Source organism: Plantibacter sp. RU18, assembly GCF_050613355.1.
Classification (GTDB): Bacteria; Actinomycetota; Actinomycetes; order Actinomycetales; family Microbacteriaceae; genus Plantibacter.
This window is the reverse complement of the sequence record NZ_CP159618.1, coordinates 3,772,826-3,786,872: the sequence shown is the minus strand read 5'-3', so window position 1 is coordinate 3,786,872 and position 14,047 is coordinate 3,772,826. Positions and strand designations below refer to the sequence as shown.

12 protein-coding genes and 1 pseudogene are annotated in these 14,047 nt (G+C 67.3%); 5 read left to right on the top strand and 8 right to left on the bottom strand.

Annotation, left to right across the window (positions count from 1 at the left end; translation table 11 throughout):
• Nucleotides 1–24 precede the first annotated feature (24 nt).
• A complete protein-coding gene (locus tag ABMA10_RS17990; RefSeq protein ID WP_414693683.1) occupies nt 25–1,533 on the top strand; it encodes an MFS transporter in 1,509 nt (502 codons plus the stop codon).
• Between the two features lie 212 nt (nt 1,534–1,745).
• Here ABMA10_RS17990 and ABMA10_RS17985 read toward each other — a convergent pair whose 3' ends face one another.
• The 4 genes and pseudogenes from ABMA10_RS17985 to ABMA10_RS17970 form a co-directional block, all read right to left on the bottom strand.
• Nucleotides 1,746–2,660, bottom strand: coding sequence for a hypothetical protein (locus ABMA10_RS17985; RefSeq protein ID WP_347869252.1), 915 nt, complete (start codon nt 2,658–2,660; stop codon nt 1,746–1,748).
• Nucleotides 2,661–2,700: 40 nt separating this feature from the next.
• Nucleotides 2,701–3,243: pseudogene (locus ABMA10_RS17980) on the bottom strand (hypothetical protein); the annotation flags it as partial.
• A complete protein-coding gene (locus tag ABMA10_RS17975) occupies nt 3,236–3,670 on the bottom strand; it encodes a hypothetical protein (protein ID WP_431030767.1) in 435 nt (144 codons plus the stop codon). The pseudogene ABMA10_RS17980 and the gene ABMA10_RS17975, both read right to left, overlap by 8 nt.
• Before the next feature lie 44 nt (nt 3,671–3,714).
• Nucleotides 3,715–4,368 carry a hypothetical protein gene (locus ABMA10_RS17970; protein ID WP_347869254.1) on the bottom strand — a complete coding sequence of 218 codons (654 nt, stop codon included), beginning with the start codon at nt 4,366–4,368 and terminating at the stop codon, nt 3,715–3,717.
• Between the two features lie 343 nt (nt 4,369–4,711).
• Between ABMA10_RS17970 and ABMA10_RS17965 the strand changes: the two genes are divergently transcribed.
• Complete coding sequence (locus ABMA10_RS17965) at nt 4,712–5,599, top strand: DarT ssDNA thymidine ADP-ribosyltransferase family protein (protein WP_347869255.1); 888 nt, start codon at nt 4,712–4,714, stop codon at nt 5,597–5,599.
• Nucleotides 5,600–5,927: 328 nt separating this feature from the next.
• On the opposite strand, the gene ABMA10_RS17960 is transcribed toward ABMA10_RS17965, so the two are convergent.
• The 4 genes from ABMA10_RS17960 to ABMA10_RS17945 all read right to left on the bottom strand — a co-directional run bounded on the left by ABMA10_RS17960 (nt 5,928) and on the right by ABMA10_RS17945 (nt 10,385).
• Nucleotides 5,928–6,977, bottom strand: coding sequence for a LacI family DNA-binding transcriptional regulator (locus tag ABMA10_RS17960; protein ID WP_347869256.1), 1,050 nt, complete (start codon nt 6,975–6,977; stop codon nt 5,928–5,930).
• A gap of 89 nt (nt 6,978–7,066) precedes the next feature.
• Nucleotides 7,067–8,038: a sugar phosphate isomerase/epimerase family protein gene (locus ABMA10_RS17955; RefSeq protein ID WP_347869257.1), complete on the bottom strand. Its 972-nt coding sequence runs from the start codon at nt 8,036–8,038 to the stop codon at nt 7,067–7,069.
• The gene (locus ABMA10_RS17950; protein ID WP_347869258.1) at nt 8,035–9,237 is read right to left on the bottom strand and encodes a dihydrodipicolinate synthase family protein; all 1,203 of its coding nucleotides are present in this window, start codon (nt 9,235–9,237) and stop codon (nt 8,035–8,037) included. Before ABMA10_RS17950 ends, ABMA10_RS17955 begins: the two co-directional genes overlap by 4 nt.
• Nucleotides 9,234–10,385, bottom strand: a complete 1,152-nt coding sequence (locus ABMA10_RS17945; RefSeq protein ID WP_347869381.1) for a Gfo/Idh/MocA family protein — start codon at nt 10,383–10,385, stop codon at nt 9,234–9,236. Before ABMA10_RS17945 ends, ABMA10_RS17950 begins: the two co-directional genes overlap by 4 nt.
• Nucleotides 10,386–10,751: 366 nt before the next feature.
• Between ABMA10_RS17945 and ABMA10_RS17940 the strand changes: the two genes are divergently transcribed.
• The 3 genes from ABMA10_RS17940 (at nt 10,752) to ABMA10_RS17930 (ending at nt 14,014) form a co-directional block, all read left to right on the top strand.
• Entirely contained in the window at nt 10,752–11,708 is a 957-nt protein-coding gene (locus tag ABMA10_RS17940) for a carbohydrate ABC transporter permease (protein WP_347869259.1), read from the top strand.
• Nucleotides 11,701–12,630 (top strand): carbohydrate ABC transporter permease, encoded by a 930-nt coding sequence (locus ABMA10_RS17935; RefSeq protein WP_347869260.1) that lies wholly within the window; start codon nt 11,701–11,703, stop codon nt 12,628–12,630. The genes ABMA10_RS17940 and ABMA10_RS17935 overlap by 8 nt, the downstream gene beginning before the upstream one ends.
• Nucleotides 12,631–12,700: 70 nt before the next feature.
• Entirely contained in the window at nt 12,701–14,014 is a 1,314-nt protein-coding gene (locus tag ABMA10_RS17930; RefSeq protein WP_347869261.1) for an ABC transporter substrate-binding protein, read from the top strand.
• Nucleotides 14,015–14,047: the final 33 nt, after the last annotated feature.

Below are 14,047 nucleotides of genomic sequence, written 5' to 3'. Positions count from 1 at the left end.
ACTTGAGGTTCTAGGCTCGATCCTGTGACCTCGACCACGCAGCAGACCTCACCCAGCCGACAGGGGTCCGTCACCGACCGCGGCATCTTCGGTCCGCGCTTCGTGCTCGTCACGATCGGGGCCTGCGCCCTCGTCTTCCTCGGGGCGTTCGAGTCGCTCGCCGTCACGACGATCATGCCGCTCGTGAGCCTCGAACTCGACGGACAGCAGCTCTACGCCCTGGCGTTCGCGGGGCCGCTCGCCGTGAGCGTCATCGGCATGGTGGCGGCTGGTTCCGTCGCCGACCGGCTGGGACCGGTCCAGCCGCTGCTCGCCTCGGTCGCCCTGTTCATCGTCGGGCTCCTGCTCGCCGGGACGGCCACGACGATGTGGGCGCTCGTCGCCGGGCGCCTCGTGCAGAGTCTCGGTTCAGGCGCGATGACGGTGGCGCTGTACGTGCTCGTCGCGCGCATCTACCCGCCGGCACTGCACCCGCGGATCTTCGCGGGGTTCGCCGCGGCCTGGGTGATCCCGTCACTGATCGGCCCGTTCCTCGCCGGCGTCGTCGCCGAGCAGTTCACCTGGCACTGGGTGTTCCTCGGCGTGGTCGGCCTCGTCGTCATCGCGACCGTGTTGCTCCTGCCGGCCCTGCGGATGCTCCGCGCCGTCGCCGTCGAACGCGCTGACCGGGAGGCGCTGAACCCCGAGCAGTCGCCGACGAGGACCTCCGCGGAACTTCGCCGACTCGGCTGGGCGGCGCTCGTCGCGGCGGCCGTGCTGGCGGTGAACGTGTCGACGGAGTTCTCCGGCTGGACAGCCTGGCTCCTGCCGGTCATCGGTGCGGTCGTCGCCATCCTCGCGCTCCGACCACTCGTTCCGCGCGGTACCCTCACGGCCAAGCGAGGACTGCCGACCGTCATCCTCGTGCGAGGCCTCGCCTCGGCCGCGTTCTTCGGAGCCGAGGTGTACGTGCCGTACCTCCTCACCCGGGAGCACGGTCTCACCCCGGCGCTCGCCGGACTCGCGCTCACCGGCGGTGCGATCGCGTGGTCCATCGCATCCTGGTTGCAGGGACGGTTGGGAGAGCGGCTGCCCGATGCGACCGCCGTACAGATCGGTTCGTCACTCGTGACCGCCGCCGTCGCCGTCGCGCTGCTCTCGGCGCTCGCCGGCCTTCCACCCGCTGTGCCGATCATCGCCTGGGTCATCAGCGGTGGGGGCATGGGGCTCATGTACCCGCGGCTCAGTGTCATGACGCTTGCGTACTCCGACGAGCGGTCGCAGGGCTTCAACAGTGCGGCCATGTCGATCGGCGACGCGATCGGCGGTGCGCTCGCGCTCGCTGCCACCGGACTGGCCTTCGCAGCGCTCGACGGGTCGGGCGCGGTGGCCGGGGTCGGATGGGTCGCCTCCGGCGGGATCGCCTTCGCGGGGTGCTTCGCCGTCGCGCTCGTCGCCGGTGTCGCAGCCGTGGTCGTCGCGAGGCGGGTGAGCGCGCGGTCGGGGAGTGGGGTGCCCGTGGGCGCGGGGCCGGATCTGACCGAGTCGAGCTGAGGCCGGACGAGCCGGTCGCCTGGATAGTGCTGTGGTGCGTGGGGGTTAGCGTCGCCCGCGCATCGCTGCAGTGTCCAGGCGGCCGTCGTCTGTTCCCGTGACCTTTCGCATGACTCAATTTATGGCGGGTTCTTTCACGAGGGCTCATTTGCGGCGACATGGGGCTTCTTCTTCATCGGCCGCTTCCTTCGTGCGAGCCTGACTCGTGAGATTCACACGCGAACGGGCACGGTTGGTTCGGGCTCATCGGATCCGCGAGTGCGCTGCCATAGCCGAACGCGCTGAGGATGGGAAAGGGGACCTCGAGCAGGGTGCTGGTCTTCGTGCCCTGCGAGAAGAAGAAGGCACAGCGCTCCCGTCATGATGATGGAGAAGCTCCATATCCCGAAGACGACACCGATCGTCGCATGAAATAACACCGCGGGTATGAACAAGCGCCGTTGCAGGCGGGCGTTGAGGAACATCGACAAGGCCAGGATGGCCTCGAATGCGATCGCTCCGTACGAGCCCGCCAAGGTGACCGGAGGAAGTGCTGCGAGCCACAGCACCGGTTCCCGGATCAGCGGTTCAGGGGAGAAGTAAAACCCGTTGACCCAGTAGTAGTACGCGGTACCTTCTTGCCATGTCGGCTGACTCATCTTCGAGATCGCGGCTTCGGCGTATATGTAGGCCACTTGAATGCGCACGGCAAGGAGAGAGACGTTGGTCCAGCTCGGCATCGTCGCGGTATGACGCCAGCTCCAGATTCTGCGGTCAGCGAGGCAGATCGGCAGCATCAGTACGCTCAGCACCAGTGCCACTTGGTCGCCACCGTCCTTCGTGTGGAGAACGGCTTGGATGGTCAGTGCGGCGTAGACGTGGAGCGGTCCGGTTACGGCTGGCAGCACGCCACTCGCGACGACGAGAAGGGCGGCGATGAGCATGATGTGCGTCGGCAACTCATACGCGCCGTTGTCCAGAATGCAATGAGGTAGCAGACTGCCCCAGGCGTCGCACTGCCGTGGTTCGAGACCGAGGGATTGGATCTGCGCTGGCGTGTTCGTCAGGAGTGTGAGCAGCTGGCCCGCGGCGATGGCTGCTCGTGCACCGGCCCATGCCGATCCGAGTTTCAGACGAGGCAGATTCACTACACACCACCTTGACTCTGGCGGTGCCAACCAGCTGGAACCGATGCTCGACCAGACCGATCCAGTGCCAAGGAGTTGGTTCATAGATAGCGACATCCTGGTCGCCGCAGATCGTCGGCGCCCCGAGAGGGTTCCCGACGAGCACTCTGTCGAGCCGCTCGTCCGGAGAGCAACGTTGCGCCGAGCGGTCGCATGGCGTGACACGGTCGCTTGCCTCGGCGAGCGCACGCTCGATCAGTTCATACTGAATGAGCGTGTTGCGCCGCTCGCGAGAGAGTCCGGATCCTGAGACACTGGCGAGGGCTGCGGGATCAGATGTCGCGCGTGGGGCTTCGTGGGCTTCGGAAACGGGAATCGCAGTGGTGCCTGTCGGGCTTTTCGTGAAGAAGCTCCAGCCCTCCGGTAGGACAGTTGTGACTGCTTCTCTCACGGCGAGAGGGGGCCAAATAACGACTTGTTGTGTGGAATAGGTTCCCAACAGCAGGACTCCGAGCAACCCGTAGATGCCCACAGCAGCGCCGACGCTCCATGAGCCTCGAGATTTCTGGCCGTGGCCATCGCTCGGCGACGCCTGCTCATCCATTTCGCTTCCCCAGACGATCTTGCAGCTCGATGGCTCGCGAGGTTGTGAACAGGTACTGCCGATGATCTGCTGTCGTGAAGCGGAGTGCGGGCTTTCGTCCGGAGACGAACCCAAGCATGCCGCCGGGGAGGAAGCGAATGCCCCACCCTCCGTACATGAGTGTCGACCGGTCGTCGAGGACTTCGACGTTCAGGTCCCGTCGGGCCAGGGTAACTCGCACGAAGAACAGCGCGCGCAGGAGTGCCTCATCCTCGGAGATGCGGAGATGTTGGGGCGTGAGGATGAGCGCCCCAACACCGCCGCACACGACGAAGATGCCTGGCACGGCGAACCATTCCGACGGTTGCGTCGTGACGACCGTCCAGGTGATGAATGTAGCGACGGCCAGCAGCGCGGTCAGACAGATCGCGATCAGCGCCGGCGGCATGTACTCCACCACATGATCGCGACCGCCAGTTCGACGTACCTTCGTCACAGCTCGATAGAGAGGCCGCGAGTCATGTCGGCGAGGAATCGTTCCTTGCCGCCTGGGACATCTGCGCGATTGGTGACCGCCACCTCTGCGTGCCAGAGCACCGCGCCAGCAACCGCGACTGCCATCGCTGCGACGGCGACGCCCGTGACAGCGACCGCGGCATGGAACACGACCGCGATGACAACGACCGGGCTCCGCGCACCGGTGTCGGCACGCTGTGCGGAGTCGTCGTCCGCCGCTGCCGACATGACCGCCATGAAGACCTCGTTCAACGCCGCAATCTGCTGCTCGACAACGTCGGGGTCGCCGCTGCGCAACTTGTCCGCCGCCGCCTGGAAACGGCCAGGGTCGACTGCTTCCATGCGTCCGACGATGTCGTTGATAGCTGAGATCTGATCCTGATCGAGCGTCTGAGAGGTGAAATCGGACAAGTAGGTGAAGCCCGGCAAGGACTCGAGTTCCCGGGCCGTATCTCCCTGACCGAAGTACAGGGCACGGACAAGATCAGCCGTGCTGGCACTCTCAACGGCGCTCGGCGCCGACGCCTCGATCGCCGTATGTGACGAAGGCGCCGCCATGGCTGCGCCACCTGTGCTTGCAACGAGCCCTACTGCCAAAACTACCGCCAGCGAAACGGTCTTTGCTTTCATACCGATACCTCCACGATGAGTGTTGAGCCAGATCCGGCCCGGCACCACCTAATCGCAAGAAGATGTTTTATTCAAGTGTTTCACTACAGATCATCAAGTGTTAAATTGCGTCAGTCGTTGCTGTGCCGGGCGGACCGATCGAAGGATCGGAACCCCCCTCTGCTGCTTCAGGCGAGGCCGGGAAGTGGGAAGGAGGAGGAGGCGGGGCGGAAGGTGAAAGAGAGAGGCAGGTGTGTGCGCGAGGGGCGCCGAACCCGCGTACCCTTGACGGGTACGTCTCGGCTCGTCCCCCCAGTGACCCGCACCTCGTGTCTCGGAGCCTGGAGACTGCAGAAGGACACTCTTGAGCGACGAATGCAAACACGGTTTCGACAACGGCCTCTGCGCGACGTGCTTCCCGCCGCCGCCACGTGAGGTGCCGGTTCAGGAGGCTCCGGCACCACGCGTCCGCCGTTCGACGGTCGCCCCATCGCTCCGCGAGCCGGCGCCGACACGGATCCGCACGGCCGCCACGACGAAGACCGCGGCGAAGGCTGCAGCCGCACTGCCCGTCGTGCGCGTCGGCGACCAGCGGCTGTACCACGTGACCCACATCCGGAACCTCGAACGCATCCTCGAGACCGGGAGCATCCTGCCGGTGGCCTCCGCCGAGTTGGCAGACGGCCCGACCGTCGACATCGCCGCCCCGAGCCATCGCGAAGCCCGTCGCACCGCCGTCATCGCCGGCACCGACGAGCTGACGCCCGCCGACTTCGTGCCCTTCTTCCTCACCCCCGACGCCGACCTCTGGGCCGGTATCCGCGCAGGCGAGGACGACGTCCGTCTGTCCGCCGACGCCCTGGGTTCCGCGGTGAACGACTACGTCGTGCTCGTCACCACGATCGACGGCGCCTCCGTGCACCCCGGCGAGTTCGATGCCGACACCGGTCGTCCGTCCCGCGGCCGAGTCGTCGTCGCCGACGGCGATGCCTCCCACGTGCTCACGAGCATCGGCGCCAATCCGATGACCGCGGATCGCATGGTGCAGCGGTTCGCCACCGACGAGGACCCGTCGGCGCTGCGTCGTGCCGAGGTGCTCGTCGCGGACGCCGTGCCGTTCGACCGCATCACCGTGGTCGGGGTCGCCACCGTCAATGTCCGCGAGACCGTCAAGCGTCTTGTCGCCGCGTCCGGCCGTCGCACGAAGGTCGCCGCGTACACGCCCTGGTTCCAGGCCGACCTCGCCGAGTAGGCACACCCGTCGTCGAGCTGCGCGCAACTCCTGCTCGATCAGCTGCCCGTCCGCCTCTGCGCCCGGCTCCGGCTGATTCCGGCCGCGGAGCAGGAGTTCTGGACGTGCGGAAGGGCGCTCGAAGGGGGCGGCCGGGAGCTGACCGTGGCCGTGGCGGGTCCGGTGGTCATCGTGTGTGCCATCGTCCCGCCGTGCACAACTCCTGCCGGACGGCGCACAGCAAGCCGAGCCGTCGCGGAGTGGCAAGGACCGGGTCGCGGAGCGGCACGGACCGGGCCGACGAGCAGGAGTTGTGGACGCGCGGAAGGCGGCCAGGGGTGCACCGGGCTCAGCTGCGGGGCGGGGTGCTCTCGCGGAGCAGCACGGTCGCCCCGATGTGCTCGGTCGTGTCCGGGCCGGTGGCCGGATCGAGCGCAAGGCGGACCGCGTGTTCGCCGACCGCCTCGAGCGGCACGGCCACGGTCGTGAGCGCCGGCGTGACATCGCGAGAGGTCGCGATGTCGTCGTAGCCGGCGACGGCGATGTCCTCCGGCAGTGCGAGCCCCGCGGCACGGAAGGCCGACATGGCGCCGATGGCCATGACGTCGCTGACCGCGAAGACGAGCTCGATGCCGTCCAGCCCCTGCGCCAGCAGCTGCTCGGCGCCGTCGCGGCCGCCGTCGCGCGTGAACTCTGCACGCACGATGTTCGACGGGTGGATCGCGATGCCGTGTTCGGCGAGTCCGTCGGCGAAGCCGCTGAGGCGCTCGCGCGAGGTGAGCAGGCGGTCGTCGCCCGCGATGACGGCGAAGCCGCGGTACCCGGCTCCGACGAGGGCCCGTGCCAGCTCCCGCGCACCCGCAGCGTTCCCGAGCTGCACCGTCGCGAACGGCAGCATGCGCTGTGAGACGAGCACGACGCGTCCGCCGGTCGACTCGTAGGCGGCGAGTTCCTCGGCGAGGCGGTGCTGCGAGACGACGCCGTCCCAGCGACTGCCGGTGAGGATGATCGCACGCGGACGCTGCCCACGCAGCACCCGGACGAGTTCCAGTTCACGTTCCGCGTCGCGGTGCGTGACGGCCATCGTCGTCGCGATGCGCTGTTCGTCCGCGGCCCGGATCGCTCCGGCGGCGATCGACGAGAAGTACGGGTCGGCGATGTCGCTCACGAGCAGCGAGATCGTCGCCGAGAGTCCGCGCGCGACGGCCTGGGCCGAGAGGTTCGGCGTGTAGTTGAGGCGGAGGGCCGCGTCCTGGACACGCCGACGGTACGACTCGTTGACCGTCCGGGTGCTGCCGTTCAGCGCGCGCGACGCGGTGGCCAGCGAGACGCCCGCTTCACGCGCGACATCGTGCAGGGTCGGAGGGACCGGGGTCGCGCGGTGCTCGTCGACCGACATGGAGCTCCTTCGTACGTGCGGCTGCTGCGGGACAGACTATGCCACGCAGTGCCGCGGTGATGAGTGGTGGCTGGTGCTGCGGTGGTGGGCTAGGCGGAGGAGGTCGAGGTGGCGGTGTCGTCGTCCAGATGAGGGGCGACGGATGACGCGAAGGCCTTGACGGTGCGTGCGACGACCGTGTCGTACGGGGCGTCCCAGATGTCCTGGTTGAACAGTTCCACCTCGATGTCGCCGGTGTAGCCCGCGGCTTCGACGGCGTGGGTGAGCGAGCCGAAGTCGATGACACCGTCGCCCGGGTAGTGGCGGGAGAGCAGGACGTCGGCTGCGAGCGGGGTCGCCCAGTCGCAGGCCTGGTAGCTGGAGATGCGTCCGGTCGCGCCGGCGCGGGCGATCTGCTCGAGCACCTGCGGATCCCACCAGATGTGGAACGTGTCGACGACCACACCCACGCCCTCTGGCGCGAACTGCTCGGCGATGTCGAGCGCTTGGCCGAGCGTCGAGACGACGGCACGATCGGACGCGTACATCGGGTGCAGCGGCTCGATCGCGAGCTGGACACCCGATTCGAGGGCATGGTCGGTGAGCTCGCCGATGGCGTCGCGAACGCGTTCCCGGGCGCCGATGAGGTCGCGGGAGCCGTCCGGGAGACCGCCGACGACGAGCACGAGGGCGGGGGCGCCGAGCGCCGCGGCCTCGTCGATCGCCGCTCGGTTGTCGTCGATCGAGGTCCGCCGCTCTGGTCCCTCGTGCATGGTGAAGAAACCACCCCGGCAGAGGCTCGAGACCCGCAGGCCGGCCTCGGCGATGAGCTTCGCCGATGCCGCGACGCCGAAGTCCTGGACCGGCTCGCGCCAGGCGCCGAACGAGGTGATCCCGGCGCGGGCGACGGTGTCCACGGCCTCGGGCAGGGTCGCGTACTTGACGGTCGCCTGGTTGATCGACAGACGCTGGTGGGGGCGGGTGTCGGGTTCGCTCAGGTGCCCCTCGACCGGCTCGGCGACCGGGACCGGGGTTGGGACGGCGCCCGGGTGCGGGATGCGGGTGGAGGTGGGTGAGTTCATCGGTGGCTCCCGGACAGGCTCGGGGAACGGAGATCGGCCGTGATCCCGAGGCCGGCACTCCGGAGCAGACCGCTCCAACGCTCCGCCGCGAGGTCAGGGCGTTCGAGCGCGCCCGCGTTGTCGGCCAACCGCACGATCTCCGACAGGTGCGGGAGGCTGCGGGCCGCGTGTAGCCCGCCGACCATCGAGAACGCCGGTTGGTGGCCGTTCAACCAGCTGAGGAAAGCGATCCCGGTCTTGTAGTAGTAGGTGGGAGCCGCGAAGATCTGACGCGAGAGTGCCTCCGTCGGGCGGAGGATCCGCTCGTAGCCGACCCGGTCGCCTGCATCGAGCGCCTGGATCGCCGCCGAAGCGGCCGGTGCGATGGCCGTGAACGCTCCGAGCAGGGCGTCCGAGTGACCGAGATCGTCGCCAGCGATGAGGTCGACGTAGTTGAAGTCGTCCCCCGTGTACATCGTGGTGCCGGCCGGCAGCCGGCGGCGGACGGCGATCTCGGCGTCCGCGTCGAGCAGGCTCATCTTGACGCCGGCGACGTGGTCGACGTTGTCGGCCATGATCCGCAGCAGCGTGTCGGACGCGTCGGCGAGCTGCGGTGATCCGAAGTAGCCTGCGAGGCTCGGGTCGAACGCGGTACCGAGCCAGTGGAGGACGACCGGAGACTGCGCGGCAGAGAGCACGCGGTCGTAGACCCGTCGGTAGTCGTCGGGACCCGTGGCTGCGCGGGCGAGATGCCGGCTGGCCATGAGCACCGTGCCGGCCCCAGCGTCCTCGGCGAAGGCGAGCTGCTCCAGGTAGGCACAGGTCACGGCGTCGATCGACACCTGCTCGTCGGTGAGGTGGTCGGTGTTGACGCCGACGACGAGTGCGCCGCCGACGGTCACCGCTTCTGCAGCACTCCGCGAGATGAGTTCGCGCGTGGCGACCGTGTCGAGTCCCATGTTGCGTTGAGCGGTGTCCATCGCGTCTGCGACACCCAGCCCGTACGACCAGACGTGGTGGCGGTATGCGAGCGTCGCGTCCCAGTCGAGGTCCGCGGGAGCGCCCGGCACGTTGTCCGCCCAGGCCTTCGGGATCACGTGCGCAGCGGCGTAGGCGGTGCGAGTGGTGAGCGGGCCGGCCGGGCGCTCGGAGACGACAGGCTCGCGCAGCTCGATGGACGAGACGGACCCATCGGCGGCGAGCAGGGGGACGGTGCTCATCGGGCCACCTGGGCCTCGAGCGACGCGAGCTCCTCGCTCGTCCCGGCCAGCGTCACCTCGGGCAGGTCGAGGCGGCGACCGGTGCGCGAGCTCTCGAGCCCGAGCTCCGCGAGCAGCACGCCGCGAGCGCCGGCGAGGAGATCGTACTCGTACGGTCCGTCCTCGACGACGTAGCGGAGGAACTCCTCCCACTGCGTCTTGAAGCCGTTCTCGAACACGTCGTTCGTCGGAACGCTCTGCCAGTCGCCCTCGTAGTCGTGGTCGTCTGCGAGGTCGGGGTTCCAGACCGGTTTCGGCGTCACGTTGCGCGGCTGCACCTTGCAGCCGAAGAGCCCGGCGACGGCGGATCCGTGCGTGCCGTCGACCTGGAACTGTACGAGTTCGTCGCGGTCGACGCGCACCGTCCAGCTCGAATTCAGCTGGGCGACGATGCCGCCCTCCAGTTCGAAGACCGCGTAGGCGGCGTCGTCGGCAGTGGCGGCGTACGCCTCACCGCGCTCGTCGAAGCGTTCGGGGATGTGCGTGGTCGCCTTGGCGTACACGGACTCCACTTTGCCGAAGAGGTTCTCGAGGACGTAGTTCCAGTGCGGGAACATGTCGACGACGATGCCGCCGCCATCCTCGGAGCGGTAGTTCCAGCTGGGTCGCTGCGCGGGCTGCCAGTCGCCCTCGAACACCCAGTAGCCGAACTCGCCGCGCACCGAGAGGATACGGCCGAAGAATCCGGAGTCGATGAGCCGCTTGAGCTTGCGGAGACCAGGCAGGTAGAGCTTGTCGTGGACGACGCCGTTCTTGATGCCTGCGTCGGTGGCGAGACGGGCGAGTTCGAGCGCCTCCTCGAAGGATTCCGCAGTGGGCTTCTCGGTGTAGATGGTCTTGCCGGCGGCGATCGCTTTGCGCAGGGCCTCCGCGCGGGCCTTCGTGACGAGGAAGTCCGCGTAGATCTCCCAGCGGGGGTCGGCCAGCACGGCGTCGAGGTCGGTCGAGGTGTGCTCGATGCCGTGGCGTGCCGCGAGCTCGTCGAGTGTCACCTGGTTGCGGCCGACCAGGATGAGCTCGATCTGGCGTCGCGTGCCGTCGGAGAGCTGGACCCCGCCCTGCTCCTGGATGGCGAGCAGTGAGCGCACGAGGTGCTGGCGGTAGCCCATGCGCCCGGTGGCGCCGTTGACGATGATTCCGATGGTCTGCTCTGGCACGGTGACTCTTTCTCTGAGACGGCTGGCTCTCTCTGTCCGATCGCGGCGTTGCGACCAGGAAAGCGTTTACCCGATCACCATACGACCGACCTCTGCTCGAAGGCAAGCATCACGCGGAGGCGCCGGTGAGGCTCCAGAGGAATCGGGCATTAATCGCGAATGAATCGTTGCATCGTCTGTCCGCACCGTGGTAGAACTTGATGCAGCTCATCCGGGAAACGCTTTCCCGGACCGTCATCAACGAAGATCGACAAGGAGGTCCGCCGTGTACCATTCCGGTCCACCCGTACCCAGGACGCAGCGCTCGAGAGGCACTCGATGAGCGCCCTCGGAGAGCTCCGCAAGCTCAGCGCAGGCAAACGCCCGCAGACCGCGGCGGAGAAGGCCTTCACCAAGAAGGACAACCGCCGCGACAACAAGGCGGCCTACCTGTTCCTCCTGCCATGGCTCATCGGCCTCGCCGTCATCACCGTCGGCCCGATGCTCGCCTCGCTCGCCCTGTCCTTCACGAAGTACAACCTCCTGCAGGCACCCACGTTCATCGGATTCGACAACTTCATCCGCATGTTGAGCGACGAGCGGCTCCACGCCTCGCTCGGCGTGACGTTCGTCTACGTGTTCGTCTCCGTCCCGTTGCAGCTGGCCGCCGCTCTGGCGCTCGCGGCGCTACTCGACCGGGGCCTCCGAGGGCTCGCCATCTACCGGTCCGTGTACTACCTGCCGTCACTCCTCGGTTCCTCCGTCGCCATCGCGGTGCTGTGGAAGCAGGTGTTCGGTGGCGAGGGACTCGTGAACCAGTTCATCGCCATCTTCGGGATCGAGGGCCGCAGCTGGATCGCCGACCCGTCGACCGCGCTGTCCACCCTCATCACGCTCAACGTGTGGACCTTCGGTGCGCCGATGGTGATCTTCCTCGCCGGCCTCCGGCAGATCCCCGTCATGTACCAGGAGGCCGCGCAGATGGACGGGGCGACGAAATGGCAGCGCTTCACGAAGATCACGCTGCCGCTGCTCACGCCGATCATCTTCTTCAACCTGGTGCTGCAGATCATCCACGCGTTCCAGGCCTTCACGCAGGCCTTCATCGTGTCCGGCGGAACAGGCGGCCCGGCCGACTCGACGCTGTTCTACACGCTGTACCTCTACAACCGCGGTTTCTCGAACTTCGACATGGGCTACGCCTCGGCGATGGCCTGGTTCCTGCTCCTGATCATCGGAGTCTTCACCGCGATCAACTTCTGGGCCTCGAAATACTGGGTGAACTACGATGACTGACACGCTGACCACACGGTCCATCACGACCGAGGGCACGAACCCGCGCAGCCGCGAAGCCAAGCAGGCCGAGCGCCAGTACCGCCGTGCTCGCGGCTGGTCGCCATGGAAGTCCGCGCTGAAGCACATCGGCCTCATCCTCGTCGGCTTCATCATGCTGTACCCGGTGATCTGGCTGGTCGTCTCATCGCTCCGGCCCACGGAGGAGATCTTCCGGAACCCCGGGCTCATCCTCGACAGCTTCGAGGTGAGCAACTACACCGAGGGCTGGAACACGCTCTCGGAGCCGTTCGGGGTGTTCCTCCTCAACTCGGTGCTCATCGTGCTCGGCTGCATCGTCGGCAACCTCGTGTCCTGCTCGATGGCGGCCTACGCCTTCGCCCGGCTGAAGTTCAGCGGGAAGCGGTGGTGGTTCGCGGCGATGCTCATGACGCTCATGCTGCCGATCCACGTCATCATCGTGCCGCAGTACATCATGTTCTCCCAGCTCGGCTTCGTGAACACGTACCTGCCGCTCATCCTCCCGAAGATCCTCGCGACCGACGCGTTCTTCGTCTTCCTGATGGTGCAGTTCATCCGCGGCATCCCGAAGGAGCTCGACGAGGCGGCTCGCATCGACGGCTGCGGCCACCCGCGCATCTTCGGCATCATCATCCTCCCGCTCATGGTGCCGGCGCTCGCGACCACCGCGATCTTCACCTTCATCTGGACCTGGAACGACTTCTTCAGCCAGCTCCTGTATCTCACCAAACCCGAGATGTACACGGTGCCGCTCGCGCTCCGAGCCTTCATGGATGCCCAATCGTCCACCTCCTGGGGGCCGATGTTCGCGATGAGCGTCGTCTCGCTCCTCCCGATCTTCCTCGTCTTCCTGTTCGGTCAACGGTTCCTCCTCAAGGGCATCGCGACGACCGGCGGCAAGTGACCCACCCCGCTCCAGCACCATCAGATCCACCAGCATCAGCACGACACCGATCGATTCGAAAGGGAACAGCATGAGCATCAGCAAGCACGGCAGAGGCGCCGGCTTCATCGCGATGGGGGCCGTCGCAGCGCTCCTCCTCGCAGGTTGCAGCGGCGGAGGAGACGCCGCCACGGAACTGTCCGACGAACCCGTCACACTCCGCTTCACCTGGTGGGGCAACGACGCCCGCACAGCAGCGACGCAGGAGGTCATCGCAGCCTTCGAGAAGGAACACCCGAACATCACCATCGAGCCGCAGTTCACGGACTGGGCCGGCTATTGGGACAAACTCGCGACCGAGACGGCCGCGAACGACACCCCCGACATCATCCAGATGGACGAGAAGTACATCGCCACCTACGGCGACCGCGGCGCGCTGCTCGACCTCAACACCGTCACCGACCAGCTCGACCTCGGCGACTTCCCGAAGGAGACGCTGGCCTCCGGCACCGTCGGCGACTCCCTCTACGGTGTGCCGTCCGGCATCACCAGCTACTCGTTCGTCGTGAACCCCGAGCTCCTGTCCGCGGCCGGCATCGAGATCCCGGACGACGAGACCTGGACCTGGGACGACTTCACCGAGCTGAGCGAACAGGTCTCAGCGGCCGGTGCCGGATCCGTCTACGGCTTCCAGCCGTTCGGATTCGAGGACGGCGGCCTCAACAACTGGGCCCGCCAGCACGGCGACCAGCTGTACAACGACAAGGGAGAGGTGGTCATCAAGCCCGAGACGCTCGCGTCCTGGTGGACCTACCTCCTCGAACTCGTGAACAACGGTGCGACGCCGTCGCCTTCCGCGATCATCGAGAAGCAGGCCGGTGGTCTGGCCGAGTCGTTCACCGCCACCAACGCGGCAGCGTTCGCACCGTGGTGGAACAGCCAGCTGACGGCGCTCACCGAGGCGAGCGGCTCTCCGCTCGAGCTGCTGCGCGTCCCGACCGTGGACGGCGGGGCGGACGGCTCCGCGTACTACAAGCCGTCCATGTACTGGTCGGCATCCGCTCGGACCGCGCACCCCGCCGAGGCCGCACTGTTCATCGACTTCCTGTCGAACAGCGAGGTCGCGGCCGACTCGCTCCTCACCGAGCGCGGCGTCCCCGCGAACACGAAGATCCGCGAGTACATCACGCCCAAGCTGGCGGAGACGGACCAGGCGGTGGTGGAGTTCCTCGACGGCCTCGCCGACGACATCGGTGACCCGCCCGCCGTCACCCCTCCGGGCGGGAGCGCGATCGAAGCGCTCGTCAAGCAGTACACGGAGCAGGTGCTCTTCGCGAAGAACACGCCGGACGAAGCCGCCGACGGGTTCATCAAGGACCTGAAGGCAGCGGTCGCCGCCGGCTGACCGGTCCGCACTGAGGCACCTCGACAGGCTCGG

What these genes read in the sequence shown, in the direction of transcription:
- ABMA10_RS17975 (WP_431030767.1), bottom strand. Translation starts at nt 3,670, where the DNA reads ATGCCGCCGGCGCTGATCGCGATCTGTCTGACCGCGCTGCTGGCCGTC.
- ABMA10_RS17970 (WP_347869254.1), bottom strand. Translation starts at nt 4,368, where the DNA reads ATGAAAGCAAAGACCGTTTCGCTGGCGGTAGTTTTGGCAGTAGGGCTC.
- ABMA10_RS17960 (WP_347869256.1), bottom strand. Translation starts at nt 6,977, where the DNA reads ATGTCGGTCGACGAGCACCGCGCGACCCCGGTCCCTCCGACCCTGCAC.
- ABMA10_RS17955 (WP_347869257.1), bottom strand. Translation starts at nt 8,038, where the DNA reads ATGAACTCACCCACCTCCACCCGCATCCCGCACCCGGGCGCCGTCCCA.
- ABMA10_RS17950 (WP_347869258.1), bottom strand. Translation starts at nt 9,237, where the DNA reads ATGAGCACCGTCCCCCTGCTCGCCGCCGATGGGTCCGTCTCGTCCATC.
- ABMA10_RS17945 (WP_347869381.1), bottom strand. Translation starts at nt 10,385, where the DNA reads ATGGGCTACCGCCAGCACCTCGTGCGCTCACTGCTCGCCATCCAGGAG.
- ABMA10_RS17940 (WP_347869259.1), top strand. Translation starts at nt 10,752, where the DNA reads ATGAGCGCCCTCGGAGAGCTCCGCAAGCTCAGCGCAGGCAAACGCCCG.
- ABMA10_RS17935 (WP_347869260.1), top strand. Translation starts at nt 11,701, where the DNA reads ATGACTGACACGCTGACCACACGGTCCATCACGACCGAGGGCACGAAC.
- ABMA10_RS17930 (WP_347869261.1), top strand. Translation starts at nt 12,701, where the DNA reads ATGAGCATCAGCAAGCACGGCAGAGGCGCCGGCTTCATCGCGATGGGG.